Below are 26,617 nucleotides of genomic sequence, written 5' to 3' on the forward strand. Positions count from 1 at the left end.
ACGCCAGTAAACTGGCGTTCGCTTCTTTTTTATTTCCTAATCAATCTTCTTCTTTAGTTGTTCCTCTTTTAGCAATTTGATACGGCAATATAATTGTTTTTTCATCAATTTCTTCTTTATTCATTAATTTGGTTAGCAATCGCATTGCCACCGCCCCTATATCATAAAGAGGTTGTACAATTGTGCTCAACTGAGGTCGTACCATTTCAGTGATCTTAGAATTATTTGCTGTAATAATCGCAAAGTCCTCCGGAATCTTTAATCCATCGTCTTGAGCAGCATTTAAAATTCCAGCTGCTAATTCATCATCTGAAACAAATACAGCAGTCGCGTTTGCTTCTTTAATTGTTTTGTAAACTTTCCCACCAACTTTATGAGTATACTTACTTTCAATCAATAAGCTTGGATCATATTCAAGTTTGGCATTTTTCAATGCTTGTTTATATCCTTCTAAACGATGCTCACCATTAATCGGCTCACTCAAAGGTCCCGAGACAAACGCTATTCTTGTATGTCCTTCTGCTATCAATTCCGACACACTTTCTTCAGTAGCAGATTTATAATCTATATTTACGCTTCCCACTTGTTCATCAGGATCTACTGTTCCCGCTAACACTATAGGTGTTTTTGCACGTGAGAATTCAGCTCTTAATTCATCTGTAATTGTGTGTCCCATATAAATCAATCCATCAACTTGTTTCGCCAACAAAGTATTTAACACTTGAACTTCTTTTTGTTCATTTTCATCAGAATTCGCCAAAATAATATTGTATTTGTACATTGTAGCGATATCATCAATTCCTCGAGCTAAAGAAGAAAAATATAAATTCGTTACATCTGGAATGATTACACCAACTGTAGTTGTCTTTTTGCTTGCTAAACCTCTAGCTACGGCATTGGGTCTATAGTCCAATCTGTCTATAACATCTAATACTTTTTTTCGAGTTGTCGGCTTGACGTTCGGGTTACCGTTAACTACACGTGAAACTGTAGCCATCGAAACTCCCGCTTCTCTTGCTACATCATATATTGTGATTGTATGATTATCCATTTTTTGTCTCCTTTTTTTAAAAAAAATTTGTAACACCAATTTATCAGACTTCCACCCACAATGCAAGCGTTTTATTTTATTTTCATGAAAATTTCATTGGTTGATAAAACCGTAGTCCCTATATATTCTAATTATTTTTTGGTAAACTAGAATCACTTATACTATTTAGAAAGAAGGATATTTATGAAGCAATCACTTAAACTTTTTCAAAAAAGTCTTACAGAACAAGGATTGGATTTCACTTTTATTAATAATCCTGAAAATATTGCTTACTTAACAGATTACCAAAGCGAGCCTCATGAGCGAATAGTAGCTTTGCTTGTTTTCCCAGAGAGCGATCCTATTCTTTTTGTGCCAGAATTAGAAAGAACTGAAGTTGACGCTCTAAACTGGCCATACGGATTACTATCTTACCAAGACCATCAAAACCCTTGGGAAATTATATTTTCTGCTGTTGGTTCCGTTTGTGCCAATCACTCTGTAACTGAATTTGGAATTGAAACAGATCATTTAATTGTAGACCGTTATTTTTCATTAACAAAACAATATCCACAAACTACTACCTACAACATTTCACCAATTTTAACCAATCAAAAAGTGATCAAAACTGATCAAGAAATCAAACTTATGAAACAGGCTGGCAATTATGCTGATAAGGCTCTTGAAATAGGTATCGATTCTCTTAGATTAGGGATTACTGAAGCAGAAGTCGTAGCTGAAATAGAATACCAACTAAAAAAGCTAGGGATTTCACAAATGAGTTTTTCAACAGAAGTACTCTTTGGGGATCATGCCGCTAGCCCCCACGGTATTCCAGGTGGGCGTGCTCTAAAGAAAAATGAATTTGTACTAATGGACTTAGGAGTTGTATTCGAAGGTTATACAAGCGACATCACAAGAACTGTGTTCTTTGGTGAACCATCTCCAGAAGAAAAAGATTTGTACAGAATAGTACTAAATGCTCAAGAAAATGCTTTAGCCAATTGCACTCCTGGTGTGACTGCCTCTTCATTAGACTTTTATGCGCGCTCAATTATCACTCAATCAGGTCTCGGTGAATACTTTAATCATCGATTGGGACATGGAATCGGTATGTCTGTCCATGAATTCCCAAACATTATGACTGGAAATGACTATGAACTGAAAGAGGGAATGTGCTTTTCAATTGAACCTGGTATCTATATACCCGATAAAGTAGGAATAAGAATAGAAGACTGTCTTTATTTGACAAAGTCAGGCCATGAAACTTTTACGAATTTCCAAAAGGATCCTCTTCTATTAATAAGTATAAAATAACGCGCCTACCCATAATAGTAAAACACCTCCAAATTTAATTTGAAGGTGTTTTACTGTATTCTTCGTTATTTTTCCTCTGAGTAAAAAGGATTGTTTTTGTTTTCTTCCTTGGGTAATTTATGCTTTTTTTCTTCCACATCAACTGATAACTCATCAGTTTCAGCTGAAGCCTGATCCATTGTACGATTTTCTAAATCTTCTTTTAAAGATTCAGCACTGTAAGTAGTATCCGTTGTATAAGGATCTTGTTTTTCTGGTTTGTTAAAATCTTCTTTTGCTTGATTGATTTCAGACTTAATACCTTCTAAATCTTCTTTAGCATATTGAGTGGCTTCTTTGACTTTATCTTTCATTAAATCTACTTTTTCGGAAGCAGTTTTTTTATATTCTTCACTTGTTTTTTGTGCATTTTCTTTTAATTCATAACTTTTTTCTTTAGCTATATCTATATAATCTTTAGCTGAATCTTTGGCTAATTCTGTTTGGTGAGAAATATCCCCACGTAATTCTTTACCCGATTTTGGAGTAAACAGCAATACTGTAACGCCTGCTAAAACAGCACCAATTATTGTTCCTAAAAAAAATCCTTCTTCTCTTTTTCCCATAAATAAATCTCTCCCTTTTTATTACTAAGCTTTATTTTTTCTTCTTTTGTTCATGCGAATTGCACTATCTCCAACTTTTCTCACTACGCCACCTTGTACTCCTCTTTTTGAAACAGTTGTTAAAGAACGAGTTAAGTTTCGAGTAGAATTGTTTAAGTCAGATACAGTCACTCCTAAATCACCTACTGCTTTAAATAATGGATCTGTTAATACTAATTTTCCATTCACATCATCTAATGTAGTATTGGATTTATTTAACAAGCCCTCGACTTCTACCAATAAATGGTCTGCATCTTTTGTAATCGTACTAATGCTCTTGTTTGCCTCTTCTATTGTAGTATTTAATTCTCCAACTATTTTAGCAACCTTGAAGATTACGAAAACAAGACCTACCACTAAAACAGCAAATGCAACAGCTGCAATAAGTGCAGCAATTTCTCCACCCGTCATATCTAGTCCACTTCCTTTTCTAAATTCTTTATTTCACTATTCACTTTATGAATAATGCATTTCTTCTCTGTATTTATAGGATACCATTCAGCTTCATTCAAAATCAAACAATACGTATACAGTAACAAAATCTATTTTAAAGATTTTCTAATCGTGTTAAACTTGATTTTGTAGAATCAATTACAAAAGAGGGGTTTATATGGACACTACCGGAGATAGCTCTGCCACCACTGATGTGGTTAACGAAGTTGCCGAACAAACAAATATTTTCTTAGACTATTTTAAAAATATTAATTGGAATGAAGTAAGTATTAATCTTATAGGAATGTTTATTCAATTAATGTTAGCGTTAATTCTTTTTGGTATTGTACGAAAAATAGGTACCAAGCTTATCAATCTTAGCTTCAAGAAACACTTCCTTCAAAAATCGTATTTACCCAATCGTTACCAGACAATTCATAATGTTACGATGAATGTTTTCAATGCTCTATTGAGTTTTTTATTAGTTTATTCTGTTTTATCTATTTTTGGGGTCCCCGTGGGAACACTCTTAGCGGGTGCCGGAGTGATCGGTTTGGCCCTTTCTCTGGGAGCACAAGGATTCGTAAGTGATATTGTAAATGGCTTAATGATACTTTTAGAAAGACAACTTGACATAGGCGATTATGTAGTCATCGGGGATATTTCGGGAACAGTAATGGACGTCAATCTCAAAACAACTAAGTTAAAGGATTTTGATGGGACGGTTCATTACATTCCAAATAGAGAAATTACAATTATCTCTAATAAATCTCGTGAAGATATGCGTGTATTAATTCAAATTCGTTTATTTCCAAAAACTGATTTTGAAAAAATCAGAAATATTATGGAAACTGTTCATGAAAATCTTCTACCGTTATACTCACAGATCACTGAAAAACCATCTGGCATTTCTTTTGTCTCTTTGGATAATGGACAAGTTGCCGCACAGGTCATCATGTACGTGAAAAATGGAGAACAATGGACTATTAAAAATGATTTCTTTGAAGAGTATGTAGAAGCTATTACTCAAGCAGGCATTAAATTACCCGCCAATACATTAGAGATAACTACCGATAATTAATAAAAAAGATAGCACCTAATCTGTCTATATAGCCTTTATAATGAAACAAGTAGTATTTCATTTTTAAAGATTATTGGATAATTCGATTAGTTTGCTATCTTTTTTTTATATAGTACCATGCGATTGTTTTTCTGTTACTCTTTCTTCTCTAGACAACACTTCATATTTTTTCTCGAACTCATGTGCAATCCGATTTGTTCCTTTTAATATACCACTCCGAGTAATGATCCCTTGAAAAATACCCTCTTTATTTACTATAGAAACAAAGGCATTACTTACAACATGGTGCAATATATCTTCTAATTCATACGGTTCTCTGAGTGAGGCAATTTCTGTATCCATGATGTCTCGAACTTCGATTTCATTCAATTTTTCAAAGTGAATATCCTTGATGCCCGTTACTGCTCGGATAATAGCAGGCATAGAAATTAGTCCCTTTAGTTGTGACTGATTATCTAAAACGGGTATAACTGAAAATCCTACATTTGTTAAAACTAATAAAGCATGATCTAGCTTATTATCCTCTCTTACATGAGCAACTTGATTTACAGGTACAAGTAAATCATCCTGATTTTCAACTAGCATTTCTGCTATTTTTAAACCAATCAATACATTCCCTCCTTGTTCGTACTTTATATATTTTATCGGATAGAAGAAGTAAATTATATATTATTTTAATAAAAATTAGTGTTTATTCATTTTTCATAGACAAAGGTGCTCGATAATTGTGGGATTGGATCATGGTTATTGTCAAAATATGTTACTTTTCCCTGATTATTTAACACTTCAAGAATGCAATATGTTTTACTTCGTATTTCGCCTCTCGGTTGAGAAATACTACCAGGATTGATCATGATCTTATTATCTATTATATCTACTCTAGGTATATGCGTATGACCATAAAGAATGATCGTTGCTTTTTCTTTATTTGCTTCTTCGATTACTCTGTCAAAAGTTAATTTAATTTGGTGCATATGACCATGAGTCATAAATATCTTGTTATTTTCTATCGTTTCAGAATAAGTGAGTGGAAAATTTCCTGGAAAATCCATATTTCCTTCTACTGTTACCATTTTTTCCCATATAGGATGATTCTCACTCAGTTCGGAATCTCCACAATGAAAAAAACCATCCACTTCAGTACTATAAATGGAAAGTAGCTCTTCTAAAGGATATACATCTAGATGGCTATCGCTTACAATTACAATTTTCATTATTTAGAACTCTCCTTCAAGTAAACTCTCTATATTTCCCCATTTTTTTTCCATATTTTCAATTGCTTTAGCGCGATGGCTATATTTATTCTTTTCATTTTTAGGAAGTTCTGCCATAGATTTGTTTAGATTCGGTACGAAAAAGAGAGAGTCGTATCCGAACCCATTCTCTCCCCTCGGTACAGGTAAAATGATTCCCTCTACTTTACCTTCCACTATCAAACTTTTTTTTTGAGGGATAGCCAGGGCCAATGCACAGTGAAAATGAGCAGTACGCTCATCAAATGGAATTCCTGCTAACTCTGATAGTAACTTTGCATTATTGGCTGCATCATTTTTTTCTTCTCCAGCAAAACGTGCTGAAAACACACCTGGTTGACCATCAAGAGCATCCACTACCAAACCAGAATCATCAGCTAAAACTGGAATATTCAGCGCTTTGGATAATGTTTCTGCCTTTAATAAAGCATTATCTTCAAAAGTAAATCCAGTTTCTTCGACTTCAGGAAAATCCGGATAATCTTTTAATGTTTTGATTTTTATTCCTTTGGATTCAAATAGAGGTCGAAATTCATTTGCCTTACCTTCATTTGTGGTAGCTATCAAAAGTTCCCTATCAGTTGTTTCATTCATTTTCCTTTGACTCCTCGCCTTTTATTGATCCTAAAATTACTTTCTCCACATTTATATCATGTAAATTTAACCATTCTTCCGCGATACTCTTGAAAGAATCTAAATTCCCCGTAGTTAATAGTTTGATTTGATTCTGGTTAAGATTACTTGTACTTTCTAAACTCATTTGATCAAGCACCTTTTTAACGTCGCTAATGGTTTCTTTTCCAGAGTCAACTAGTTTGACATGACTTCCTAAAGCAACTTGAATAAACGGTTTTAACAAAGGATAATGTGTGCAACCTAATATTAACGTGTCTATATTTTTAGACTCTAACGGAGCCAACACTTTGGTTACAATTTTTTTTGCTTTATCTGTTTTATATTCATTATTCTCTACCAAAGTTACAAACTCCGGACAAGAAAGATTACTTATATTTAAATCATCTCTTTCTGCTTTTAGCATAAAAGGATACAGACCACTATCAATTGTTCCTTTAGTCCCGATTACTCCTATATTTTTGTTTTTTGTTTTTTCTATTGCAGCTAAACTTCCCGGTTTGATCACTCCAATAACTGGAATAGGTAATTTTTTTTTCAGTATATCTAAAGCTGCTGCAGTTGCGGTATTACAAGCAACTATCAATAGTTTGATTCCTTTATTCATTAAATAATCTGCCATTTCGACTGTATACTTTATCACTTCATTTTTATCCCTATTTCCATATGGACACCGTGCATTGTCTCCTAAATAGTAAAAACTTTCCTGAGGAAGTTGTTTGATAGCCTCTTTTAAAACTGTTAAGCCACCTACACCTGAATCAATAATCCCAATAGGTAAATTATTCATTGTATATTGGTTAATAATAACAACTTATCAACCATTCACATCCTTTCTTCATCATCTTTACTGTTCAGTTATTTAATTTTTCTCTAGTTATTCCTTGCCTTTTTTTGTATAATAAAAAGCAGTAAGAAATTGAGGTGATTTAATTACATGGACAACTCCACTCAAGAGGAAAAAACCTCACAACAGAATACCCCAATCGATGCATTGATTTTGTTAAGAGATAACGTTCTTCCAAATTTATTTGGAGAAGATGTTGATGCTATTCTTTATTGGGCTGGCAAAGAAATCGCACGACAATTCCCTTTAAAAAACAAAGAAGATATTCACTATTTTTTTCATCAATATGGACTTGGTGAGCTACACTTTGTGCGGTCTAAGAATAACAGGAATGAGCTCAAACTAACAGGTTCTATAATATCAGCCCGCTTAAAAAATCCTAAAGCAAATTTTTCTTTTGAAGCAGGGATTTTAGCTCAACAGCTCGAGTTATTGCAAGATGTTCCTACAGAATCTTCATACAACATCCAGCCAAAAGAGGACATCGTTCTGTTTACAATTAAAAGCGATTAATTTAATCTTCTACAGAATTTGAGACTACTCGTTTAGTCTCTTTTTCTTTTGTAAAAATTCCTCTACCCATTTATTAAACAGAGCCGGTTGCTCCAACATCAATAAATGAGTAGCATCTTTCATTATCTTCAGTTGACTATTAGGAAACATTTGTTTTGTTTTCAGAGTATGCTCTAACGTTATCACATTTTTTTCTCCAATTACAAATAAAGTTTCTTTATCAGAATCGTTCAGTTTGTCTTCCCAGTCTAATTCTTTTAACATCAAATCAGTTATGTTCGCTTTTTTTCTCATTTTCGAAGAGAAACAGCCTGCTATTTTTTGAATAGTATAGAGAGCTTTTGTCCCAATCAGAACGGTTTTTTTCATTCCCTCCGGATTGGTATTTCCACCTAAAAGAATTAATTTCCTTACATATTGTGGGTAAAAACTTGCTATATACAGTGCAATATTTGCTCCATCACTAAATCCCAAAAAGGCTGCTTCTTTTTCATTAAAAAAATCAATGATTCTAACCACATCATTCGCCAAAAGTGGAAAAGATAATTTTTCATTCCCATAATCCGAATGCCCATGTCCACGAGTATCGACTACTAGCAGATGGTACATACGTTTAAAGTAAGCAATTTGATGCCGAAAAATGGTCCCTTCCTCTCCGTTACCATGTAGCATGACTAATAAGGGCTTTGCAGAGTCTCCATATTCACGGACAAACAAGTAATCTTCACCTGAACGAATATTATATATTTTTGATTCCATTGGTTTCCTCTTCTTTTATAAATTTAAATGCATGTTCAACGGCCATTACAGCACTTCTAGATAACATCCCCATAGAGTTGTTTCCATACTGAATTCCTCCGACCAGCTGCCCGTGTGCTTTTAACGTATTAAGAACCCCGTACTTTGAAGAATAGACACTTTGTGACGGCCATTCGACCTCTATTCCTCCGTACATTTGTTTTTCTACTATTCTTTTATTCAATAAACTAAAGAGGAAAGGATCCTGCAATTTTGCTTTTTCTACATCCGTTTCTGGACCCGTAGCATTTACAATATATTCCACATGCAACTGTTCGGTTGGAAGATTGATTTCAAAGCTATTACCTATATAATTTATTGACTGAATGTTTTTATGAAGAATAATAGATTCATCAGCACATAATTCTAATATTTTTTTCGCTGTCTTCTGGGGCATCGGGCTTCTAAATTTATGCCATTTTCCTCCATACATTCTTAAAAATGTATTTCTGTCATCGTTTGTTAGCGAATCCCAAATAAGCGGAAGAATATCATCTAGTTGATGAATTATCCCTTGAAATATACCAAGTTCATTTAAAAAACGAAAATCCATTTCTATCCCTTTAGGAGTCCCTCCTCCCAGATTTTGCCAAATTTCCCTGACATCTATACCGTTCGATTCTCCCTCTAACATCAACCATTCAATATACTGATTCAATGGTATGAAATCACCATAAGAATCAATATAGTTTGAAATGTTTTCTTTGTTTAAATAGTGTAATTTGCTAAAAACAATATTTCCTCTGACACTTGTAAAAGCACCATCTAAAGAAATAAAATGTATTTGGATATCTTTGTTTGTTTTGGATACATATAACATAATATCAAGAGCTGTTAAACCAGTCCCCACAATAGCCAGGCGGTTAACATCCTTTCCTAATAAAGGGAAAAGTCTACTTTCTACTGGATAAGGTTGATGAATATATTCCGTTTTTCCTTTTAATCCATACGGATCTTTATAAGGAAAATGCCCTGTGCACAAGTGAATAGCATTTACTTTGTATGAATCATTTTTACAGCTGACCTTATATTCATTCTCCCCTATTATCGTTAAGTCGGAAACTTTTTTTGGAACAAACGTTATATTCCCTTTTTGGATCAGTTTGTTTAAATAATCTCTTAGGTATTGTCCATATATTGTTCGTGGAATATGATGACCTGAAGCATCCTGGATTTCTAGTGTCTCATCTAACCAGTCGACAAACCCAAGTGGATTTATAGGATCCATAGACATTGTTGCGCTCGTTTGATTGAGTAGCAAACTTTTATCATCCTTTTGATAAGGTAGTCCTGTTCCCAAATTCTCCTCATCAAAAACGATGATCTCTAGGTCTTCATGTTCTTGTGCGCAAATATATTCTCTCAAAACACTTAGTCCGCTCACACCTAATCCAATTATAGCAACCTTTTTTTCCACATCATTTCCACCCTTCATTCTCTCCTGTTCATTTTACCAAATAAATGCTCCTGGGGGAACTACCTCTATGTAAGAAGTATGTTAGAGCAGTATGCGATTTCCCAGTACATTCTTTCCCCTGACTCAGTAAAGAGTATTGTTTCTAAGCCTTCCTATGTAGGTACTGGCATTATTAGTTGCGCATGTCATTTTTTATATTTTTCTTTTGATTTATCTATGCACAGAATAGAATAATAACAAAATAGAGTGTTCTTCAATTTCTTCGAAGAACTTCATGATTTCATACAATAAAAAAAAGAGAAAAACAGCACCTTTCAGCTGTTTTTCTCTCCTATTTTCTATTTTTGATATTTTGCTAAAATGGATTGAATTTGTTCTTTACCATGATAACCAATCAATTTTTCAACTACTTCTCCATCTTTTTTTACGAGTAATGTAGGAATACTCATAATTCCAAAATGACTTGGCACTTCAGGATTTGCGTCTACATCTAGTTTATAATAAGAAACATTTCCTTCAGACTCTTCACTCAATTCATCAATTACCGGTGATTGCATACGACAAGGGCCACACCACTCTGCCCAAAAATCGGTTAAACTTAAACCTGAACTCGTTTCTTTTTCAAAAGTTGAATCTGTTAGTACTTGTACCATAAAAAATTCCTCCTTGTAATATCCTCTTATATTTAGTAAGTTTCTTTATCAACATTTAGTATAGCAAACCTTTAAATGAGAATCTAGCAATTCAAACTCAAGATTTAAAAGTAACTATTGTAGCACCTGCTCCGCCTTGATTAGGAGGCGCAATTTCATAACTTTTTACAGAACGATGTTTCTTCAAATAATTATGAATGACCTTTCGTAAAACACCCGTTCCTACACCATGAATAATGGTGACAGTTGGATAATTAGCTAGTAGAGCACTATCTAAATAGCGATCAACCAATTGGATAGCGTCTTCTGCTCTTTCACCACGAACATCTACTTCATTTTTTACAGAGGCACGGTTAGAACGAGTGGAAACTGCTCTCTGAGGAACTTCCCTGTCCTCAACAGTCAATTCCAAATCAATTTCATTTAATTTCATTTTTAGCATGCCCATTTGAACGATCCATTCGTTCTTACCCGACTGTTCAATCAACACTCCTTTTTGATCAAAGGACAGAACATTGACAGTGTCCCCTTTTTTTAATTTTTTCTTTCGTTTTGCTTTTTTCAAGACTTTATTTTGAGCTAGCTCTTTTTCCTCTTCAGATTTCAATTGTGTTAATGCTGAACGAGCAGCTATAAACTCATGTTCTTTCACTGCTGTTTCTCCAATTTGCATCTGTTTGTTTCGCAAATCTTTGATTATTTTTTCAGCTTGTACTTGCGCTTCTTCAATTTTTTTATTTGCTTTCTTTTCAGCATTCCCCATTAATTCTTCACGTTCAGACCAAAATTCTTTTACAGCTGTTTTTAAATCTTCGTATAACTGCATAGCCTCATCTAAATAATTTCTAAATTCTTGATATTCCAATTCTGTCATCTTGCGCCGACTTTCTAAGTCTTGAATCATCTGGTCCACACTTTGACTGTCGCCACTCATCAATTCTTTCGCCGTATCGATAACCGTTTTATCCAGTCCTAGGCGTTGGGCAATTTCAAAAGCATTACTTCGACCAGGAACTCCAATGAGTAAACGATAAGTCGGACTTAATGTTTCAACATTGAATTCCATACTGGCATTAATTGTTTGCGGACGATTGTATCCATAGGCTTTCAGTTCTGGATAGTGAGAAGTTACCATAACATAACTCCCGATAGCTCCAATTTTATCTAATAGTGCGATAGCCAAAGCTGCACCTTCTTGTGGATCTGTTCCTGCGCCTAATTCATCCAGTAAAATCAAACTCTCATTGTCCATTTTATCAAGTATAGAAACGATATTAGTCATATGCGAAGAAAAAGTACTCAGACTTTGTTCAATCGATTGTTCATCCCCAATATCTGCAAAAATTTGAGTAAAAATCCCTATTTCGCTTTTTTCTTCTGCCGGGATTTGCAAACCCGCCTGTCCCATTAATTGTAGCAAGCCAAGTGTTTTCAGAGCAACAGTTTTCCCACCAGTATTGGGACCGGTAATGATCATGGTTTTATACTCTTTCCCAATCAAAATATCATTTTCGACAACTTCATCTTTAGGTATCAGTGGATGTCTCGCTTTGAAAAGTGAAACATGATTTTTGGAATGAATAGTCGGGCGACTAGAATTTGTGTCTGCTGCAAACTTCGCTTTTGCGTTCACTGCATCTAATTGCGCTAACAGCTCAATCAATTGGATGATTTCTTGACTATATGGAGCTATTTTTCCAGAAATTTCAATTAGTATACGCTCGATTTCATGGCGCTCTTCAATTTGTAATTGGCGGAGTTTATTGTTTAGATCCACAACACTTTTTGGTTCAATAAATAATGTCTGACCGGTAGAACTTTGATCATGGATAACTCCGCCAAAATATCCTTTGTTTTCTTGTTTTACTGGGATCACGTACCGATCATTTCGCATTGTGATCAATGCATCGCTTAAATACTTCGCAGATTTACCACGAATGATACTCTCCAGTTTCTCTTTGACACGTTGTTCCCCTTGTTTTATGCCCGTTCGGATTCCCATTAGCTTTGAACTTGCATCATCGACTATGTGTCCATCAGGATCAACGACTTGTTGAATCTCTTTTTCTAATACCTTGAGAACTTTAATTTCATCCGCCCAATCGTATAAACTGTTTAGTTCTATTTCCATTTCACGCATACCATCAAAGAATTTCTTCAACTCTCTAGCAATACTTAATACTCTACCAATTTCTGCTATTTCCACTCCATTTAAAGAAGCATTCATCTCTAATCGTTTAATGTGTGGACGAATATTGGCAAATTGCGCTATTGGGATCCCACCTTTTAAGCGTAGTATTTTCCTGCCGTCTTCTGTTTCATTTTGTAACTGACTCACTTTCTCAGTGGTCACTTGAGGTTCCAGTGATTGAATAAGTGTTTTCCCCATTAGAGAAACAGTATATGTTGCTATTTTTTGAATAACTTTTTCGTATTCCATTGTTTTCTTTATTTTTTCGTTCATTCTGTTAATTTTCCATCCTTTCTGGGAAGACTCTTTCATTACCCTTTCTCTGACAGTACCGAAGAAAAAAAATCGTTTCATTGAACTCTCATGAAACGATTTTTCTTTAAAATTAAGTGCGTGAATTTACCCACCAATTATATACTTGTTCAGATAACTGCGGAGTTTCTTGGACGATAAATCGAGCTAGCGTACTTGATTCAAAAGTGTTTTGAACAATATCTAGCGGAAGCATTGAACCTAAAAACAGAAACAGGAAAATCCCAATATAATTAACAACGAAGCCAAGCACTGCTCCACCAACTTGATTAATTTGTTTCAAAATGGGGATCTCAGTAACAAAATTCAAAAGCCCCCCAATGATCCTTGTCGCAAACCAGCCGATCAATAGTATGATAAGGAAGGCCATACCGTTATAAAATGCCTGGTCTAAACCAAAAATTAGGGATTGATCAAAAAAGACGAATTCATAATTCATCGGTGCAGTCGGATAGGGAATCATCATTTCTAGCGGTTCACTTAATTGATTATAATAGTTAACTGCTAGATAAAATGATATTGTGTACCCAATTGTTAAAACTAATTGCAGAATCAATCCTCTTTGCAAAGCACTATATGTTCCAATAAATAAAATCAAAATTATTGCTAGAGTCAAAATCATACTGTCACCTTCTCTTTAGTCGTATTTTTTACTGTTCATTTTTTAGTTGGTTTAGTTTTTCTTGCATTTCATTTAGTTCCTTATGCATTTGGAGTTGATCGGAAACCGCATTGATAGCCATAAGCATTGCTTTTTTTTCTCCATCTAATTGAACAGATAATTCAGTCAATTGCTTTAGCTGTTCATTGACCGTTTCGACCACCACTTGCATATGTTCTTCTGAATGAGGCCCTATTATGGTATAGGTTTCACCCTCTATTACTGCCTTGAAACGTCTTTTCTGGTGAGTCATCCTCGTTCCTCCTATACAGTATTCTTCTCATTTTACCATGAAAAACGAATGTTTTCATTAATTTAAGAAGGATAATCTATGGATTTCAAAATCTATCAGAAACATGAAAAAGAGAGCAAGCTTTTCTCTTACTCTCTTCCCATATATAAAAATCCCCATTTTACCTGATTTCTACATTCAATTGTTCTATTAGTTGTTCCTTAACTCTATCAAAATCGTTGTTTACATCTTCTTCTACTAACGTGCTTTGTGGATTTAAATAATCTAGGGTATAAGCCAAAGATTTTTTCCCTTTTGGAATTGAGCTTCCTTGGTATAGGTCAAATAATCTTACGTTTGCTAACCAATCTCCTCCGGCCTTATTAATTACCTTTTCAATTTGTGCATGCGTTATAGATTCGTCGACAAGTAACGCAATATCTCTCGAAGTTCCTGGATATTTTGGAATTATATCAAATACGTTTTCCTGTTTTTTGGCTTTTACTAAAGCATCTAAATTTAATTCAAAGACAAAGGTTTCAGAAAGATCATGCTCTCTTTCTTTTATAGGATGAACCCTACCGATCAATCCAATAATGTCGTTGTTCATTGTCAATCGTGCAGTTTGACCCGGATGCAGTGTTTGAATAGTCTCTTCTAGTTCAAATTCTATAGAATCACTGATCCCAATGCTTTCTAATAATTTTTCGATAATTCCTTTAATAGTATAATAATCAACTTCAGGATCATGCGTGATCCAGTTTTTTGCTACTAGACTACCTGTGACTGCTCCAGCCAGATGCTTTTCTTGTCTAGGAAGTTCTTTTTCTCCTTTAATAAAAATATTTCCAATTTCATAAAAGGCTACTTCTGTATTTCTTCTTGATAGATTGTATTGTAATGTTTCAAGTAATCCGGTGATCAAATTCATTCTTAGTGTTTGTCTTTCTTCACTCATTGGCCATTGAACAGAGACTGCTTCTCCTTTTATCCAAGTGAACTCTTTTGCTTTCGCAGGAGTCGTCAATGCATACGTAATGGCTTGTGAGAATCCTTGTTCTTCCATAAATGTTTGTGTACGTCGAACCATCTTTTGTCCTTGGGATAACTCTCCGGGTATGGATTCACCTGAAGGTAGTGTTGATGGAATATTGTTGTACCCATAGATCCGTGCAACTTCTTCAAGTAAATCTGCCGGAATGGTAATATCCCATCGTCTAGAAGGAACAGAAATTGTGAGTGTTTCTTCTTTTTTTTCATATGGAAAGGCAAGCTTATCCATTACATGTTCAACTTCTTTGATAGTCAAATCAGTGCCTAAAGACCGATTGATTCTTGAAAGAGAAATTGCAACAGAGTTTTCTTTTGCAATACGATTATCAACAGCAGCAACCCCTGTAACAATATCGCCATTTCCCAAATCAGCAATCAAATGAGCAGCTTTATTCAGAGCTTCGATGCTTGTTCCTTCGTTAATACCTTTTTCAAAACGAGAACTGGATTCACTTCTTAAATTTAGTTTTTGAGCAGTTTTTCGAATGAGAGACGGATTAAATAATGCACTTTCTAATGCAACGGTGGTTGTTTTTCTTGTAATATGTGAGTCAAATCCTCCCATGACACCAGCTAATGCAATCGGCTTTTCTCCATTAGTGATAACTAAATCTTGGGTGGTCAGCGTTCTTTCTACTTCATCCAACGTCACCATTTTTTCAGATTGTTGTGCTCGTCTAACTTTTAAAGTTTTCGCATCGATTTTATCGTAATCAAATGCATGCAAAGGTTGTCCATATTCTAGCATGATATAATTTGTGACATCTACTACTAAATCAAGTGGACGAATTCCTGCTAACATCAATTTGTTTTGTAACCAAATTGGGCTTTCATTAACGGTAAGATTCTCTATGACTCGCATACTGTAAAAAGGCACATCTTCATCTGCTTCAACAGAAACGGACACGAAATCTTCGATCAAGGAATCTGTTTCTTCTACTGAAACTTCTTTAAACTGTGGTTTTTTATCCAAAATCGCTCCTACTTCGTAAGCTACACCGCGCATGCTTAGTGCATCCGCGCGGTTAGGCGTAATAGCTAAGTCTAAAATAGAATCCTCTAGGCCTAGATATTCAGAAACATTCACACCGATTCTCACATCTTCCGGAAAAACGTAGATACCTTTAGCATATTTTTTTGGAATGACATTTTCTGAAAAGCCCACTTCTTGTAAGGAACAAATCATACCGTTTGACTCTATTCCTTTGATCTTACTTTCTTTAATTTTTATACCATTGGCTAATTGAGCTTCTGGAAGAGCTACGATTACTTTTTGACCTACGGCTACATTGGGAGCACCACAAACTATAGAGGAAGGTTCGTTCTTTCCAATATTTACATAAGTATGCTTCAGGTGATCTGATCCTTCAACTTCATCAGCCTCTATCACTTCACCAACGACGATATTCTGTGCATTTTTTGCTATTTTAATAATATCTTCGGTTTCTATTCCAGTTAAAGTTATCTTGTCAGCTAATTTCTCTGGATTTGTTTCGCTTAAGTCTATATATTCATTTAACCATCCATAGGATACTCTCATGTCTATTATCTCCTAACCTTAAATTGTTCAAGAAAACGCAAATCATTTTGATAGAAATGACGTATATCATCTATCCCATATTTTAACATCGCAATTCTATCTGGTCCCATTCCAAAAGCAAATCCACTATATTCTGTTGAGTCGATTCCTGACATTTCTAACACGTTTGGATGAACGATCCCTGCACCCAAAATTTCAATCCAGCCTGTTTGTTTGCAGACACTGCATCCTTTTCCTCCACACCTAAAGCAGCTTACATCTACTTCAACTGAAGGTTCAGTGAACGGAAAGTAACTGGGGCGAAGACGTATCTCTCTTTCTTCTCCAAACATCTTTTTCGCAAAAATTTCTAAAGTGCCTTTCAAATCAGACATCGAAATATTTTTATCTACTACAAGCCCTTCGATTTGATGGAATTGATGGGAATGTGTCGCGTCATCGTTATCTCTCCGATAGACTTTTCCTGGACTAATCATTTTGAGTGGGCCTTTGGAGAAATCATGTGTATCCATCGTACGCGCTTGTACAGGAGAAGTGTGTGTACGCATCAACGTTTCTTCTGTAATGTAAAAAGTATCTTGCATATCTCTTGCAGGGTGATCCTTAGGTAAATTCATACGTTCGAAATTATAACTATCTGCTTCAACCTCTGGCCCTTCAACAACTTGATAACCCATTCCTATAAAGAGATCTTCTAACTCTTCCATGATTTGAGTAATAACATGTGCATAACCCCTAGGAATATTTTTTCCAGGAAGTGTAATATCAATTTTCTCTTGAGTAATTTTTTCTTTCATTTTTTTCATTTCTAGCTTTTCTTTCGTTTCTTCTAATTGAACAGTGAGTTTATCCCGTACATCATTTGCTAAGCTTCCCACGATAGGTCTTTGTGAAGCATCAAGATTTCTCATCCCTTTTAACACTTGTGTCAATTTACCTTTCTTACCTAAATATTCTATTCGAATTGCATCTAAAACATTTAATTCTGTTGCATTTTTGATTGATTCAAAAGCCTGTTGTTCAAGACCTTTTAATTCTTCTTGCATGCTCATGTCATTCTCTCCTTTTTGACTATAAATCAACAATTTATTGCATAAAAAAAAGACCTTCCCTAAAAGGGACGAGGTCTTTTCGCGGTACCACCCTTGTTCAGATAATCTCTATCTGCACTCTAGCTTAACGGCGCTTACCGTTCTCTCTTTAAACATATGTATTCAGAGAGACAACTAAGAAGTGAATTCATCCGATTTCAATGCAAAGTGTTCGCAGCAAGCACACTTTTTCTCTGTCCATCAAGTACCGGATTACTTTTTTCTATTATAGTTTTTGAATTTTATCATTAAATTCTAGTTTAATTATCGCAAGGTGAAAAGTCAAGTTTATTTTAGTCTCACTCTAGGGTGATCCATTTGTCGGACCAGTGTTGGACAGCTTCCATGACTGGTTTCAAAGCCTTTCCTTTTTCAGTTAGACAATATCCCACTCTACAAGTATTTTCTTCTCCTAAAGCGCGCATCACGATTTCTTCATTCTCTAATTCTTTTAGTCTTTCCACTAAAACACGATCGCTCACTTCAGGAATACTAGCTGCTATGTCCTTGAATCGGTGAGGTCCATTTAACAACACATCGATAATCAGCCCATTCCATTTTTTTCCTAAAATAGTAAATGTATGTTCAAATTTAGGACAAATTTGACTGCAATTGGAATTACTCACCTGTTTGTTTATATCTAGCATTACGCTCACCTCTTTCGCAACATATTATACCATAATCATTATTAAAAGTAAGTAAATATATGAAATGTAGATTTTTAGACAAAATTTTCAGACGATCTATTTCTCTGGACCAAGATAACAATCCGTTTGTATTAAAAAGATTTCATCTATTAAAAGGCGGAACAGCTATTAAGGGACCCACATTAAGAACCCGAAAATTCCGTTTATTCAGTCGTTTGATGACAAAAACGATTCGTCCTAGATAATTATAGAAACGTCTTTTAATTGCTCACGGGATTAATTTTTCCCACGTAAGATAGAATCCTTGTTTTAGCTATATTTTTGATTGGGCTGGAGACTTCGTGAATAGCACAATATTTATCCACCATTGTCACGATAAAACTTTCTTTATATTTTGGTAATCCACACTTCGTGGTTAAAAACATATGCTTTAATATGATATCTTTTTCAATATCATTCAATAATGTAATCTTTTCAGCATTATTCACTGCGATTTTGGGATGAACATAATTATGTGATCCTTGTTTCATTTCAGCGATTTCTGCTCTGCCTTCATGAAAGAAGTCATGTAATAAACCTGCGCGTGCGACTGCTTTCGTATCTAAATCGAAACGCTTAGCAATGCGATAACTTACATACGAAACGAATAATGAATGGGTAAGTCTTGTCGTGAAATGGTGATGTGTAATTTCACCCAATTTTATTAAATCACTATTTTCTAGCAAATCTTCAATTAAAGCAATATATTCTGTATCTGTATTCCAAAAGGATTCTACGAATTGCATGCTCTCTCTCCTTTTACAAAAATCATTTTTACAATAGCCTCCGAAGAACAACAAATTATACCCTACACCTTAACAATACCGTCGTAAAGATAGCCTGGGGATTTTTTGTCAAAAGATGGTTAATATACTTTATAGACTTATTCCGATTTCCATCGAAACTAATTAGTTTTCAATAAGAGAATACATCAAAATCCCTGCTGCAACAGCTACATTAAGCGATTCAGCTTCGCCATGAATGGGAATATACAGATTTTGATCAGTCAGTTTGAGAATTTCTTCTTGCATCCCATTTCCTTCATTTCCCAGAATGAGCGCAAATTCATCTCTTGAAGATACTTGTTTAAAAGGGGTAGCATATTGATCTAGAGCCGTTCCAAAAACAACAATATTTTTTGATTGAAATAATTTGATCCACTCACTCAAATCACCTGAGAATATTGGCATATGAAAATGGCTCCCTTGTGCAGAACGCAAGGTCTTATCATTGTATAAATCGACTGTTCCTTCTCCTAAAACCACACCAGCAAATCCAGCTGCATCTGCAGTTCGTATCATGGTCCCAACATTCCCTGGATCTTGTACACTATCTAAAAACAGAAATGGACCCTCGACCTTATTATCGAATTGCATTTCTTCTATTTCAACTACTGCAAATATCCCCTGTGAATTTTCTGTTTTACTGATTTCTTCACTCACTTCTCTAGAAATCGTGAAAATTTTGTCAGCCTTACCAATCAAGTCATTGTCAACTTCGCAGCTTTCTTCCATGATGAGTTCAGTTATTGAACCATAGCGCTTAATCGCTTCATCGATCAGATGAAACCCCTCGATGATGTATTTCTGCTCTTTTTTCCTGCCTCTTTTTGTGAACAATTTCTTCCATTGCTTGACCCTGTCATTTTTAGTCGATTGAATGTACATTTTCTTCTCCTTAAAAACATTTTGTGGGTTCATTTTATACCAAAAACCGCCCTGATTAAAGGGCGGTTTTTGTCACTATTACATTCCGATATAAGGACCAGGATTCACAGTACCACCATTTTTATATAATTCAAAGTGTAAATGTATGCCCGTTGAAGATCCGGTAGTTCCCATAATTCCAAGTTGTTGACCTTGGGAGACACGCTGACCAGGAGACACCGCTAAACTACCTGAACGCATATGAGCGTACAATGTTTGATAACCATTTCCATGATCTATTTTAACATAATTACCCCAACCGCTATTAAAAGTTGCAGTTACTACAGTACCAGCTTTTGAAGCTACGATCGGACCACCGCCAGCAATATCTAAACCTGCGTGTAGTTTACTGATACCAGAAATCGGGTGGATACGATATCCATAGCTAGATGTTTTATACCCTCTAGCAGGACGAATAAACCCTGTAGAAGAACTTGTATTTGATGAGCTAGATGAACTTGAAGAATTTGATGAACTTGAAACTTGAGCTCTTTCGGCTGCTGCTTTTTCTGCTGCTGCTTGTTTTGCTCTTTGCTCAGCCACTATACGTTCTTCTTCTTTTTGCATTTTTGAAGTCAATGTACTTGTTTGTTGCGCAACTGCTTGTTGTTCTTGCACGAAACTCGCTTTTTCCTTTTCAGTCATCTCGTACATCTCAGCTACTTGAACAATTTTATCATCCAGTTCTGCTTTTTGAGCAACTAAATTGTTTCTATCCACTTCCATAGCTACTTTGATTTCTTCGATTGCTGTTTTTTCTTCTTGAACAACACGTTCGTTTTCTTCTAATTGTGCTTTGTCTTCCTCTTGTGCTATAACAATGTCTTTATTAGCAGAAACTAATTGGTTGATAACGCCAACTCTGCCAATTAAATCAGATAAACTTTCAGCAGATAAAACCATATCGATCATATTTGAATTGCTACCTTGCGTTTGAACTGCTCGAGCCTGTGTTTTTAATTTTTCTTCACGTTGAGCAATTTGTTCTTTTAATTGTTCAATTTTAACTTGTAATTTTTCGATTTTTTCGATTGTTTTATCTAATTTCTCTTGTTGCTCGGCTAATTTAACAACTAGCTCATCAATATTTTTTTGCAAAGTAGCTACTTCGCCTTTTAATGTTTCTTTCTCATCTTCTAAAGTATTGAGGGTCTTGTTTTTTTCTTGAATTGTTCCTTGTAAGTCACTTGAACGATTCAATAATTCTTTTTTTTGCTGTTCCATTTCTTGTAAACTTTCAGCTTGGACTGTTTCACCATTGAAAGTATTCATCCCTGTGAACAACATCATTGAAAGTAACCCTATAGTAAATTTCTTTTTCAAAATAATCCTCCTGTAGCAGCTTGTTTTTTTATTTTTTTATAGCTAAAATTTCGCCTAAAAAAAGGATACCATGGATACCTATTCAAACAAATGTTAATCCTATTACATTCTGCTTGTTATTTTGTTACACAACTGTTATAAAGAATCGTTGTTATTTAAATATGTAACCGCTCCAAGTCTTGCTATTCACCAATTTCTCGTAGTTAAAACTATGTTTAAAAATCTTTTGTTATCTAAAAAAATATGTCTAAAAATTGACAAACCCATTGAACAGCTGATTCAACTACTTCACTATCCCTATAAATAAGAGACTGAAACCTAAAGTCTCAGTCTCTTACTACTCACACTAACTTCTTTCTGAAATGGTTTCAAAAAAAGTGTTTCCAGAGTATCTAACGATTTACAGATGAAATATATAGAGCTATTTCACAAAAACATATTCCAGTTTATTTAATTTTAAATTTACTTATTAGATCATCCAATTGGTCTGATAAATTGACTAATGAATTTGCATTTTTAGAAATATTTTCTACTGAACTGGCTATTTGTTGAGAAGAAGCAGCTGTTTGTTCAACTCCCGCAGCGGATTCTTCTGCTACGGCAGCAATGTCATCCACAGCACTATTCATTTCTCGGGTTTCTTTTGCCACATTTTTCAATTCGCTGCTCATATTTCCTATTCCCTGAGAAATACCTTGTACAGAATTAAGAATTGATTCAAAAGTCTTTTTAGTCGAAACAATTTGCGTAGTCCCTTTTTCTACTTCTTCATACCCTTCTTCTAAGGAAGTAGTGACTCCTTTTGATTCTGTTTGAATCGTTCCAACAAATTCGGTAATGTCTGTGACAGCTTCAGATACTTGCTCAGCTAATTTTCTAACTTCATTTGCAACAACTGCAAAGCCTTTACCCTGTTCTCCAGCACGCGCAGCTTCTATGGCCGCATTGAGTGCCAACAAGTTAGTCTGGTTGGCAATATCTTTTATCACTTCTACTAATTTTGAAATCTCTTGTGTTTGATTATCTAGCATAGACATTTTGTTGACAGCTTGTTTGACGATCTTATCGATATGCTCCATTTGGGTAGTAGAAGATCCCATTAATTCATCCCCTTTTCGAGCGAGAGAAAGAACGGATTCTGATGCTTGATAAACCTGTGCACTGTCTTTATTTGTACTTTCTACCACTTGGGTAAAACTATCCATTGAGGTTGCTAATTCAGTGGCCGTTTGAGCTTGTGATTCAGAACCAGATGCGAGTTCTTGCATCGTAGCTGCAATTTGAATTATTTCACTCTCCATCATATCCGAAGATTGATTTAAAGTCTGACTTTGATTCAATGTGTCCTGTGAAATTGAATTCAGTTGATTCATCATATTCGTCAATCGGTCATTCATTGAATTTGTTGCACGAACCAGTTTCCCTATTTCATCAGACCGTTCAATCAAAAGTGGCTGCGAATTCAATTCACCCAAAGAAATTTCATGCATTCTGTCTGTCACTTCTTTTAGAGGACGACTAATATTCCGAGAAGTAATTAATGCAATGACAACCCCACTTATAAGCGCAATGCCTGCAAGAATAGAACTGAATATAACTACACTTTTCCCCAAACGGATCACTTCTTGGGCGTGGTTGTTGACGTCTGTTTCAATCTCATTTGCTATTAGACCAAATCCATCTATAAGTGTCAAACTTAATGGGAAAATCTGATCTTCCATCAACGTTTCTGCTTGCTCCACTTCACCTATTTCAATTAAATCAATTAATTCATTTGTTGCCATTCCCCAGGAGATTTTTTCATTGATCAATTGTTCTAAACTTTCGGATTGAATTATTTCGATTCCTTTATTTTCTATCGCAATACTTTCTTCAATACCTGCATTAAACTCATCTAAATAACTTGGATTTAATGTGGTTAAATAACTTTGGATAAGGCTCGTTCTTTCTGCCATATTGGTAGCTAAGCTTTGGCTAACGATCAGCGCTTGCTGATCTTCGTAAACAACTTCTTCTGTGCTTGTGTTTATCCTCATTATTGAAGTAATATTGATTAATAACATTACCATGACTAGACCTACCAATGATAAAAATGCAATGAGTAATCTCATGCGTATACTTTTCAATTTCATAAACCTTTATCTTCTCCTTTTTTATCGACTCCTTTCCTTATCGACAAAACTTTTTTTTATTTAATACTCCTAATTATAATAATTTTGTTATACTAAAAAAAACTAAAGGAGAATCTGATGAACTTTCATAGTATAGAAAAGCACAGTCTATGTATTGAAAAAAACGAGTTTTACGAATTATATTTGAATGAAAAATTTTCGTTCATGTATGATTACAACGCAATGTATCTTCTTTTCCAACCTGTTTTAGAAGAATTTCTGCTTATTGAGAATATTCAGTTCGAGTTTCATAAAGATATAGATTTTAATTATATGAAATTTTATTGGCCCGCTAACACTCCTTTTACCCCTGAAATAATGAATTACTTTAATGAAAACAATTACGGGATTGAAATGCTTGAACTGTATACTGTATTTCCCGAAAAATTCAAAATAACCAAAAAAAATTCTGCAGTGAGAATCGAATGGGTAACCGATTTCTCTCTTCCAGATTATAAAAAAATAAACTTTCAGCAAGATCTTCACGAAGGAGTAGACTTTGCAGAAAAGAAACAAGCAGTCTATGATATCAATTTTCACGACTCATCTATTTATCAAATAATAGCTTATCTTGACAATATTCCTGTTGGGGGAACGGATATCATTGAAAAAGATAAAACTATTGAAATTGATAACTTGTTTGTCTGCAAAGAATACAGAAAGCAAGGGATTGGGAGTGAAATTCAACAATTCATTATGAAGCATGCTAAAGATAAACAGATTCTTTTGTTAGCGGATGGAGAAGAAACGGCCCGAAATATGTACCGAAAACAAAATTATCAATATGAGGGCTATCGCTTGGCAGCACAAAAAGAATTCAACAAAAATCTAGGAGTGGAATAATGGAAGAAATCAGAAAATTATCACCGACAGACAAATACCATTATGCAAAAATGGAAACAGATTTACCTACGGATTATATGTTAATGAGCTTCGAAAGAATCAGTTCTGATCCAAATACTCTCTATGGACTATTTTTAGATGATAAACTCGTTTGCATCGGTGGCTATACTCTTTTCGGTACTGCTCAAATCATGCTGGGGAGATTAAGAACGGATAAAAATTATAGAAGAAAAAAATTGGCATTCAAATTAATGCGCTTTATTTTGAATGAAATACGATCCATTCCTGAAATCAGTTGGATCGGTGGCTATACAGAGGTGACAAACATAGCCTCAAGAAATTTACAAAAACAGTTAGGTTTAGTACCTATGGTAAATTTATATCATACGAATCTTCCTTCTGTGCCGACTTCTTTCCTATCTATGGATCCTAAGTGGATAGAAATCAAGATATATAAAGAAAAGCTTAATTGGTTGAAAGAGGCATACATTGAGCCTATGAATATAATTCCCTATGAATGTTATTATCCATTACCTAGTAGCCTTGAATTGTTTACTGAGCAGCAAATAGAAAATTGGACGTTTTATCGAAATGCTAGTGAAAGCAGACTTTTGATACTTAAACCCGATTATAAAGGAAAGCATTATGTCCATATTCTCTACCCTTACGATGACTTAATGGGCCAAAAAGGATTATGGAATACTATAGATGATTACTACCATCAATATGTTAAGCAAACAGCGATCAAACCCTCTCTTTGGCTAGATATCGATGCACGGAACATGAACGACTCACTTTTTGAAGACCACCTTGCTAGCAGCACAGAGTGGGTCCTTTCTGGCAGCTATTCAAAATAAAAACGTAGAGAAGAGGCTGGGACAAATGTCCCAGCCTCTTCTCATGCTCACGAACACAACTGTTTAAACCGTGCTTTAAAAAGTAGGCGCCACAAAGACTACATGATGCTGTAGCCGTTATGGAATTATCAGCTTACAAATATAGGCTGCCGGAGAGTACTTCGATAGTCTAGGACTATCTTTCGTGTATCCGTTTCCTTTGCTCTATACGAATCTGAGTGTTTTTCGTACCGCTCTATTTTTTTATACAATTCCCATATAATATTGAACAGTAATTGAAACGATCACTACCAATGTTGAGATAATGAATCCATGGATCATCGGATTGAAACCTGCTGTTTTCATCTTGGATAAATCTGTTTTCAAACCAATTGCAGCTAGGGCAGCAACCATAAAGAAACGACTAAACATTTTTAAATTCAATGCAATTTGAGAATTGATCACTCCCACACTATTCAGTAGTGCCATACCGATAAATAAGACAATAAACCAAGGAAACAAGCCTACTGTACGAGCGACAAGCGAGGTCTTCTCATTAGTGCTTTCCATTTTGTTCTTGCTCCGTGCAATAACTGAAAATATTAATACAGTAGGAATGATCGTAAGTGTCCGTGTAAGTTTTACCATCGTAGCAAAATCACCCGCTGCTTCGGAAAAAGCGTAACCTGCTGCAACCACACTTGAAGTATCATTTACTGCGGTACCGGCCCATAAACCATATGAAATATCTGTCAACTGCAAAGCTCTTCCCATAATGGGAAAGAGGATGATCATGACCATATCAAATAAGAAAGTAGAAGAAATTGCGTACGCAATATCATGATCTTCTGCTTCAATAACGGGAGCCATTGCAGCAATAGCTGAACCTCCACAGATTCCTGTTCCGGCTGAAATCATACTCGATAATTTCCAATCTAGCTTTAATGCCTTGCCAATAAAGTAGCCTCCACCAAAACAAGTCAACAGTGTGAAAAACATAACACTTAAAGACATTCTTCCTACTGTTAATATCGTTTGTATATTTAAAGAAGCTCCCAATAAAATAATGGCAAATTTCAAAACTTTTTTAGATGTGAATTGGATGCCCGTTGCAAAGGTTGGTGCAACTCCTACTGTTGTTCGCAAAAATATTCCCATAAATAATGCGATAACAGAAGCCCCTATGATATGAATGGGTAAGTAAAATTCAATCAGTTGTGCTAGACTAGCTATCCCAAATGCTATTATCAAGCCTGGATAAATGTCATTTGCTTTTTCTTTGGTAAACACTCGGTTTATTCCCTTCTATACTCTGTTTAGTTATTCTCTTAATCGAGGATACCAGCAACTACTT

At 35.0% G+C, this 26,617-nt stretch carries 26 protein-coding genes and 1 other annotated feature; of the genes, 5 read left to right on the forward strand and 21 right to left on the reverse strand.

The window, feature by feature from the left end; all coding sequences use genetic code 11:
- Positions 1–40 precede the first annotated feature (40 nt).
- Positions 41–1,051: a catabolite control protein A gene (gene ccpA / locus H626_RS0101580; RefSeq protein ID WP_027107775.1), complete on the reverse strand. Its 1,011-nt coding sequence runs from the start codon at positions 1,049–1,051 to the stop codon at positions 41–43.
- 183 nt (positions 1,052–1,234) lie between these two features.
- On the opposite strand from ccpA, the gene H626_RS0101585 reads away from it, so the two are divergent.
- Positions 1,235–2,347: a M24 family metallopeptidase gene (locus H626_RS0101585; protein ID WP_027107776.1), complete on the forward strand. Its 1,113-nt coding sequence runs from the start codon at positions 1,235–1,237 to the stop codon at positions 2,345–2,347.
- Between the two features lie 65 nt (positions 2,348–2,412).
- Here H626_RS0101585 and H626_RS11140 read toward each other — a convergent pair whose 3' ends face one another.
- Together H626_RS11140 and H626_RS0101595 are read right to left on the reverse strand one after the other, a co-directional pair.
- Positions 2,413–2,952 (reverse strand): YtxH domain-containing protein, encoded by a 540-nt coding sequence (locus H626_RS11140; RefSeq protein ID WP_051237702.1) that lies wholly within the window; start codon positions 2,950–2,952, stop codon positions 2,413–2,415.
- A 24-nt stretch (positions 2,953–2,976) separates the two neighbouring features.
- Complete coding sequence (locus H626_RS0101595; RefSeq protein ID WP_027107777.1) at positions 2,977–3,402, reverse strand: DUF948 domain-containing protein; 426 nt, start codon at positions 3,400–3,402, stop codon at positions 2,977–2,979.
- A 199-nt stretch (positions 3,403–3,601) separates the two neighbouring features.
- On the opposite strand from H626_RS0101595, the gene H626_RS0101600 reads away from it, so the two are divergent.
- On the forward strand, positions 3,602–4,504 hold the full coding sequence (locus H626_RS0101600) for a mechanosensitive ion channel family protein (protein WP_027107778.1): 903 nt from the start codon (positions 3,602–3,604) through the stop codon (positions 4,502–4,504).
- 105 nt (positions 4,505–4,609) lie between these two features.
- Here H626_RS0101600 and cbpB read toward each other — a convergent pair whose 3' ends face one another.
- The 4 genes from cbpB to racE form a co-directional block, all read right to left on the reverse strand.
- The gene (gene cbpB / locus H626_RS0101605; protein WP_027107779.1) at positions 4,610–5,113 is read right to left on the reverse strand and encodes a cyclic-di-AMP-binding protein CbpB; all 504 of its coding nucleotides are present in this window, start codon (positions 5,111–5,113) and stop codon (positions 4,610–4,612) included.
- 86 nt (positions 5,114–5,199) lie between these two features.
- On the reverse strand, positions 5,200–5,718 hold the full coding sequence (locus H626_RS0101610; RefSeq protein ID WP_027107780.1) for a YfcE family phosphodiesterase: 519 nt from the start codon (positions 5,716–5,718) through the stop codon (positions 5,200–5,202).
- A 3-nt stretch (positions 5,719–5,721) separates the two neighbouring features.
- Positions 5,722–6,351 carry an XTP/dITP diphosphatase gene (locus tag H626_RS10365; protein ID WP_035618164.1) on the reverse strand — a complete coding sequence of 210 codons (630 nt, stop codon included), beginning with the start codon at positions 6,349–6,351 and terminating at the stop codon, positions 5,722–5,724.
- Complete coding sequence (gene racE, locus H626_RS10370; RefSeq protein ID WP_035618167.1) at positions 6,344–7,180, reverse strand: glutamate racemase; 837 nt, start codon at positions 7,178–7,180, stop codon at positions 6,344–6,346. The genes H626_RS10365 and racE overlap by 8 nt, the downstream gene beginning before the upstream one ends.
- 147 nt (positions 7,181–7,327) lie before the next feature.
- Between racE and H626_RS10375 the strand changes: the two genes are divergently transcribed.
- The gene (locus H626_RS10375) at positions 7,328–7,750 is read left to right on the forward strand and encodes a DUF2507 domain-containing protein (RefSeq protein ID WP_051237703.1); all 423 of its coding nucleotides are present in this window, start codon (positions 7,328–7,330) and stop codon (positions 7,748–7,750) included.
- A 24-nt stretch (positions 7,751–7,774) separates the two neighbouring features.
- On the opposite strand, the gene H626_RS0101630 is transcribed toward H626_RS10375, so the two are convergent.
- The 13 genes from H626_RS0101630 to H626_RS0101690 all read right to left on the reverse strand — a co-directional run bounded on the left by H626_RS0101630 (position 7,775) and on the right by H626_RS0101690 (position 23,545).
- Entirely contained in the window at positions 7,775–8,509 is a 735-nt protein-coding gene (locus H626_RS0101630; protein WP_027107781.1) for an alpha/beta fold hydrolase, read from the reverse strand.
- Positions 8,490–9,965, reverse strand: a complete 1,476-nt coding sequence (locus tag H626_RS0101635; protein WP_169449759.1) for an FAD/NAD(P)-binding protein — start codon at positions 9,963–9,965, stop codon at positions 8,490–8,492. Before H626_RS0101635 ends, H626_RS0101630 begins: the two co-directional genes overlap by 20 nt.
- A 338-nt stretch (positions 9,966–10,303) precedes the next feature.
- A complete protein-coding gene (gene trxA, locus H626_RS0101640) occupies positions 10,304–10,618 on the reverse strand; it encodes a thioredoxin (protein ID WP_027107783.1) in 315 nt (104 codons plus the stop codon).
- Between the two features lie 97 nt (positions 10,619–10,715).
- The gene (locus tag H626_RS0101645; RefSeq protein ID WP_027107784.1) at positions 10,716–13,082 is read right to left on the reverse strand and encodes an endonuclease MutS2; all 2,367 of its coding nucleotides are present in this window, start codon (positions 13,080–13,082) and stop codon (positions 10,716–10,718) included.
- A gap of 112 nt (positions 13,083–13,194) precedes the next feature.
- Positions 13,195–13,743 (reverse strand): CvpA family protein, encoded by a 549-nt coding sequence (locus H626_RS0101650; RefSeq protein WP_211221926.1) that lies wholly within the window; start codon positions 13,741–13,743, stop codon positions 13,195–13,197.
- A gap of 28 nt (positions 13,744–13,771) precedes the next feature.
- On the reverse strand, positions 13,772–14,035 hold the full coding sequence (gene zapA, locus H626_RS10380; protein WP_035618170.1) for a cell division protein ZapA: 264 nt from the start codon (positions 14,033–14,035) through the stop codon (positions 13,772–13,774).
- A 160-nt stretch (positions 14,036–14,195) separates the two neighbouring features.
- Positions 14,196–16,607, reverse strand: a complete 2,412-nt coding sequence (pheT, locus tag H626_RS0101660) for a phenylalanine--tRNA ligase subunit beta (RefSeq protein ID WP_027107786.1) — start codon at positions 16,605–16,607, stop codon at positions 14,196–14,198.
- 5 nt (positions 16,608–16,612) lie between these two features.
- Positions 16,613–17,659, reverse strand: coding sequence for a phenylalanine--tRNA ligase subunit alpha (gene pheS, locus H626_RS0101665; RefSeq protein WP_027107787.1), 1,047 nt, complete (start codon positions 17,657–17,659; stop codon positions 16,613–16,615).
- A 61-nt stretch (positions 17,660–17,720) separates the two neighbouring features.
- Positions 17,721–17,937, reverse strand: a binding site (T-box leader).
- A 60-nt stretch (positions 17,938–17,997) separates the two neighbouring features.
- Positions 17,998–18,345: a winged helix-turn-helix transcriptional regulator gene (locus tag H626_RS0101670; RefSeq protein ID WP_051237704.1), complete on the reverse strand. Its 348-nt coding sequence runs from the start codon at positions 18,343–18,345 to the stop codon at positions 17,998–18,000.
- 260 nt (positions 18,346–18,605) lie between these two features.
- Entirely contained in the window at positions 18,606–19,130 is a 525-nt protein-coding gene (locus H626_RS0101675) for an HD domain-containing protein (RefSeq protein ID WP_027107789.1), read from the reverse strand.
- A 162-nt stretch (positions 19,131–19,292) separates the two neighbouring features.
- Positions 19,293–20,051 (reverse strand): TrmH family RNA methyltransferase, encoded by a 759-nt coding sequence (locus tag H626_RS0101680; RefSeq protein WP_027107790.1) that lies wholly within the window; start codon positions 20,049–20,051, stop codon positions 19,293–19,295.
- Between the two features lie 78 nt (positions 20,052–20,129).
- Positions 20,130–21,413, reverse strand: coding sequence for a murein hydrolase activator EnvC family protein (locus tag H626_RS0101685; protein WP_027107791.1), 1,284 nt, complete (start codon positions 21,411–21,413; stop codon positions 20,130–20,132).
- A gap of 446 nt (positions 21,414–21,859) precedes the next feature.
- Positions 21,860–23,545, reverse strand: a complete 1,686-nt coding sequence (locus H626_RS0101690; protein ID WP_027107792.1) for a methyl-accepting chemotaxis protein — start codon at positions 23,543–23,545, stop codon at positions 21,860–21,862.
- Positions 23,546–23,662: 117 nt separating this feature from the next.
- Between H626_RS0101690 and H626_RS10385 the strand changes: the two genes are divergently transcribed.
- Together H626_RS10385 and H626_RS10390 are read left to right on the forward strand one after the other, a co-directional pair.
- Entirely contained in the window at positions 23,663–24,427 is a 765-nt protein-coding gene (locus tag H626_RS10385; RefSeq protein WP_051237705.1) for a GNAT family N-acetyltransferase, read from the forward strand.
- Positions 24,427–25,284 (forward strand): GNAT family N-acetyltransferase, encoded by an 858-nt coding sequence (locus H626_RS10390; RefSeq protein WP_051237706.1) that lies wholly within the window; start codon positions 24,427–24,429, stop codon positions 25,282–25,284. Before H626_RS10385 ends, H626_RS10390 begins: the two co-directional genes overlap by 1 nt.
- Before the next feature lie 243 nt (positions 25,285–25,527).
- On the opposite strand, the gene H626_RS0101705 is transcribed toward H626_RS10390, so the two are convergent.
- Positions 25,528–26,553, reverse strand: a complete 1,026-nt coding sequence (locus tag H626_RS0101705; protein WP_027107793.1) for a YeiH family protein — start codon at positions 26,551–26,553, stop codon at positions 25,528–25,530.
- Positions 26,554–26,617: the final 64 nt, after the last annotated feature.

Source organism: Lacticigenium naphthae DSM 19658 (assembly GCF_000425865.1).
GTDB classification, from domain to species: Bacteria; Bacillota; Bacilli; order Lactobacillales; family Carnobacteriaceae_A; genus Lacticigenium; species Lacticigenium naphthae.

Coding starts and splice junctions, on each gene's coding strand:
- pheS (WP_027107787.1), bottom strand. CDS start 17,659: ATGAGCATGCAAGAAGAATTAAAAGGTCTTGAACAACAGGCTTTTGAA.
- H626_RS11140 (WP_051237702.1), bottom strand. CDS start 2,952: ATGGGAAAAAGAGAAGAAGGATTTTTTTTAGGAACAATAATTGGTGCT.
- H626_RS0101680 (WP_027107790.1), bottom strand. CDS start 20,051: ATGTACATTCAATCGACTAAAAATGACAGGGTCAAGCAATGGAAGAAA.
- H626_RS10365 (WP_035618164.1), bottom strand. CDS start 6,351: ATGAATGAAACAACTGATAGGGAACTTTTGATAGCTACCACAAATGAA.
- racE (WP_035618167.1), bottom strand. CDS start 7,180: ATGAATAATTTACCTATTGGGATTATTGATTCAGGTGTAGGTGGCTTA.
- H626_RS10375 (WP_051237703.1), top strand. CDS start 7,328: ATGGACAACTCCACTCAAGAGGAAAAAACCTCACAACAGAATACCCCA.
- H626_RS0101595 (WP_027107777.1), bottom strand. CDS start 3,402: ATGACGGGTGGAGAAATTGCTGCACTTATTGCAGCTGTTGCATTTGCT.
- H626_RS0101610 (WP_027107780.1), bottom strand. CDS start 5,718: ATGAAAATTGTAATTGTAAGCGATAGCCATCTAGATGTATATCCTTTA.
- H626_RS0101630 (WP_027107781.1), bottom strand. CDS start 8,509: ATGGAATCAAAAATATATAATATTCGTTCAGGTGAAGATTACTTGTTT.
- pheT (WP_027107786.1), bottom strand. CDS start 16,607: ATGAGAGTATCCTATGGATGGTTAAATGAATATATAGACTTAAGCGAA.
- H626_RS0101670 (WP_051237704.1), bottom strand. CDS start 18,345: ATGCTAGATATAAACAAACAGGTGAGTAATTCCAATTGCAGTCAAATT.
- H626_RS0101645 (WP_027107784.1), bottom strand. CDS start 13,082: ATGAACGAAAAAATAAAGAAAACAATGGAATACGAAAAAGTTATTCAA.
- H626_RS0101585 (WP_027107776.1), top strand. CDS start 1,235: ATGAAGCAATCACTTAAACTTTTTCAAAAAAGTCTTACAGAACAAGGA.
- H626_RS10385 (WP_051237705.1), top strand. CDS start 23,663: ATGAACTTTCATAGTATAGAAAAGCACAGTCTATGTATTGAAAAAAAC.
- H626_RS0101600 (WP_027107778.1), top strand. CDS start 3,602: ATGGACACTACCGGAGATAGCTCTGCCACCACTGATGTGGTTAACGAA.
- H626_RS0101675 (WP_027107789.1), bottom strand. CDS start 19,130: ATGCAATTCGTAGAATCCTTTTGGAATACAGATACAGAATATATTGCT.
- zapA (WP_035618170.1), bottom strand. CDS start 14,035: ATGACTCACCAGAAAAGACGTTTCAAGGCAGTAATAGAGGGTGAAACC.
- H626_RS0101690 (WP_027107792.1), bottom strand. CDS start 23,545: ATGAAATTGAAAAGTATACGCATGAGATTACTCATTGCATTTTTATCA.
- H626_RS0101650 (WP_211221926.1), bottom strand. CDS start 13,743: ATGATTTTGACTCTAGCAATAATTTTGATTTTATTTATTGGAACATAT.
- H626_RS10390 (WP_051237706.1), top strand. CDS start 24,427: ATGGAAGAAATCAGAAAATTATCACCGACAGACAAATACCATTATGCA.
- trxA (WP_027107783.1), bottom strand. CDS start 10,618: ATGGTACAAGTACTAACAGATTCAACTTTTGAAAAAGAAACGAGTTCA.
- ccpA (WP_027107775.1), bottom strand. CDS start 1,051: ATGGATAATCATACAATCACAATATATGATGTAGCAAGAGAAGCGGGA.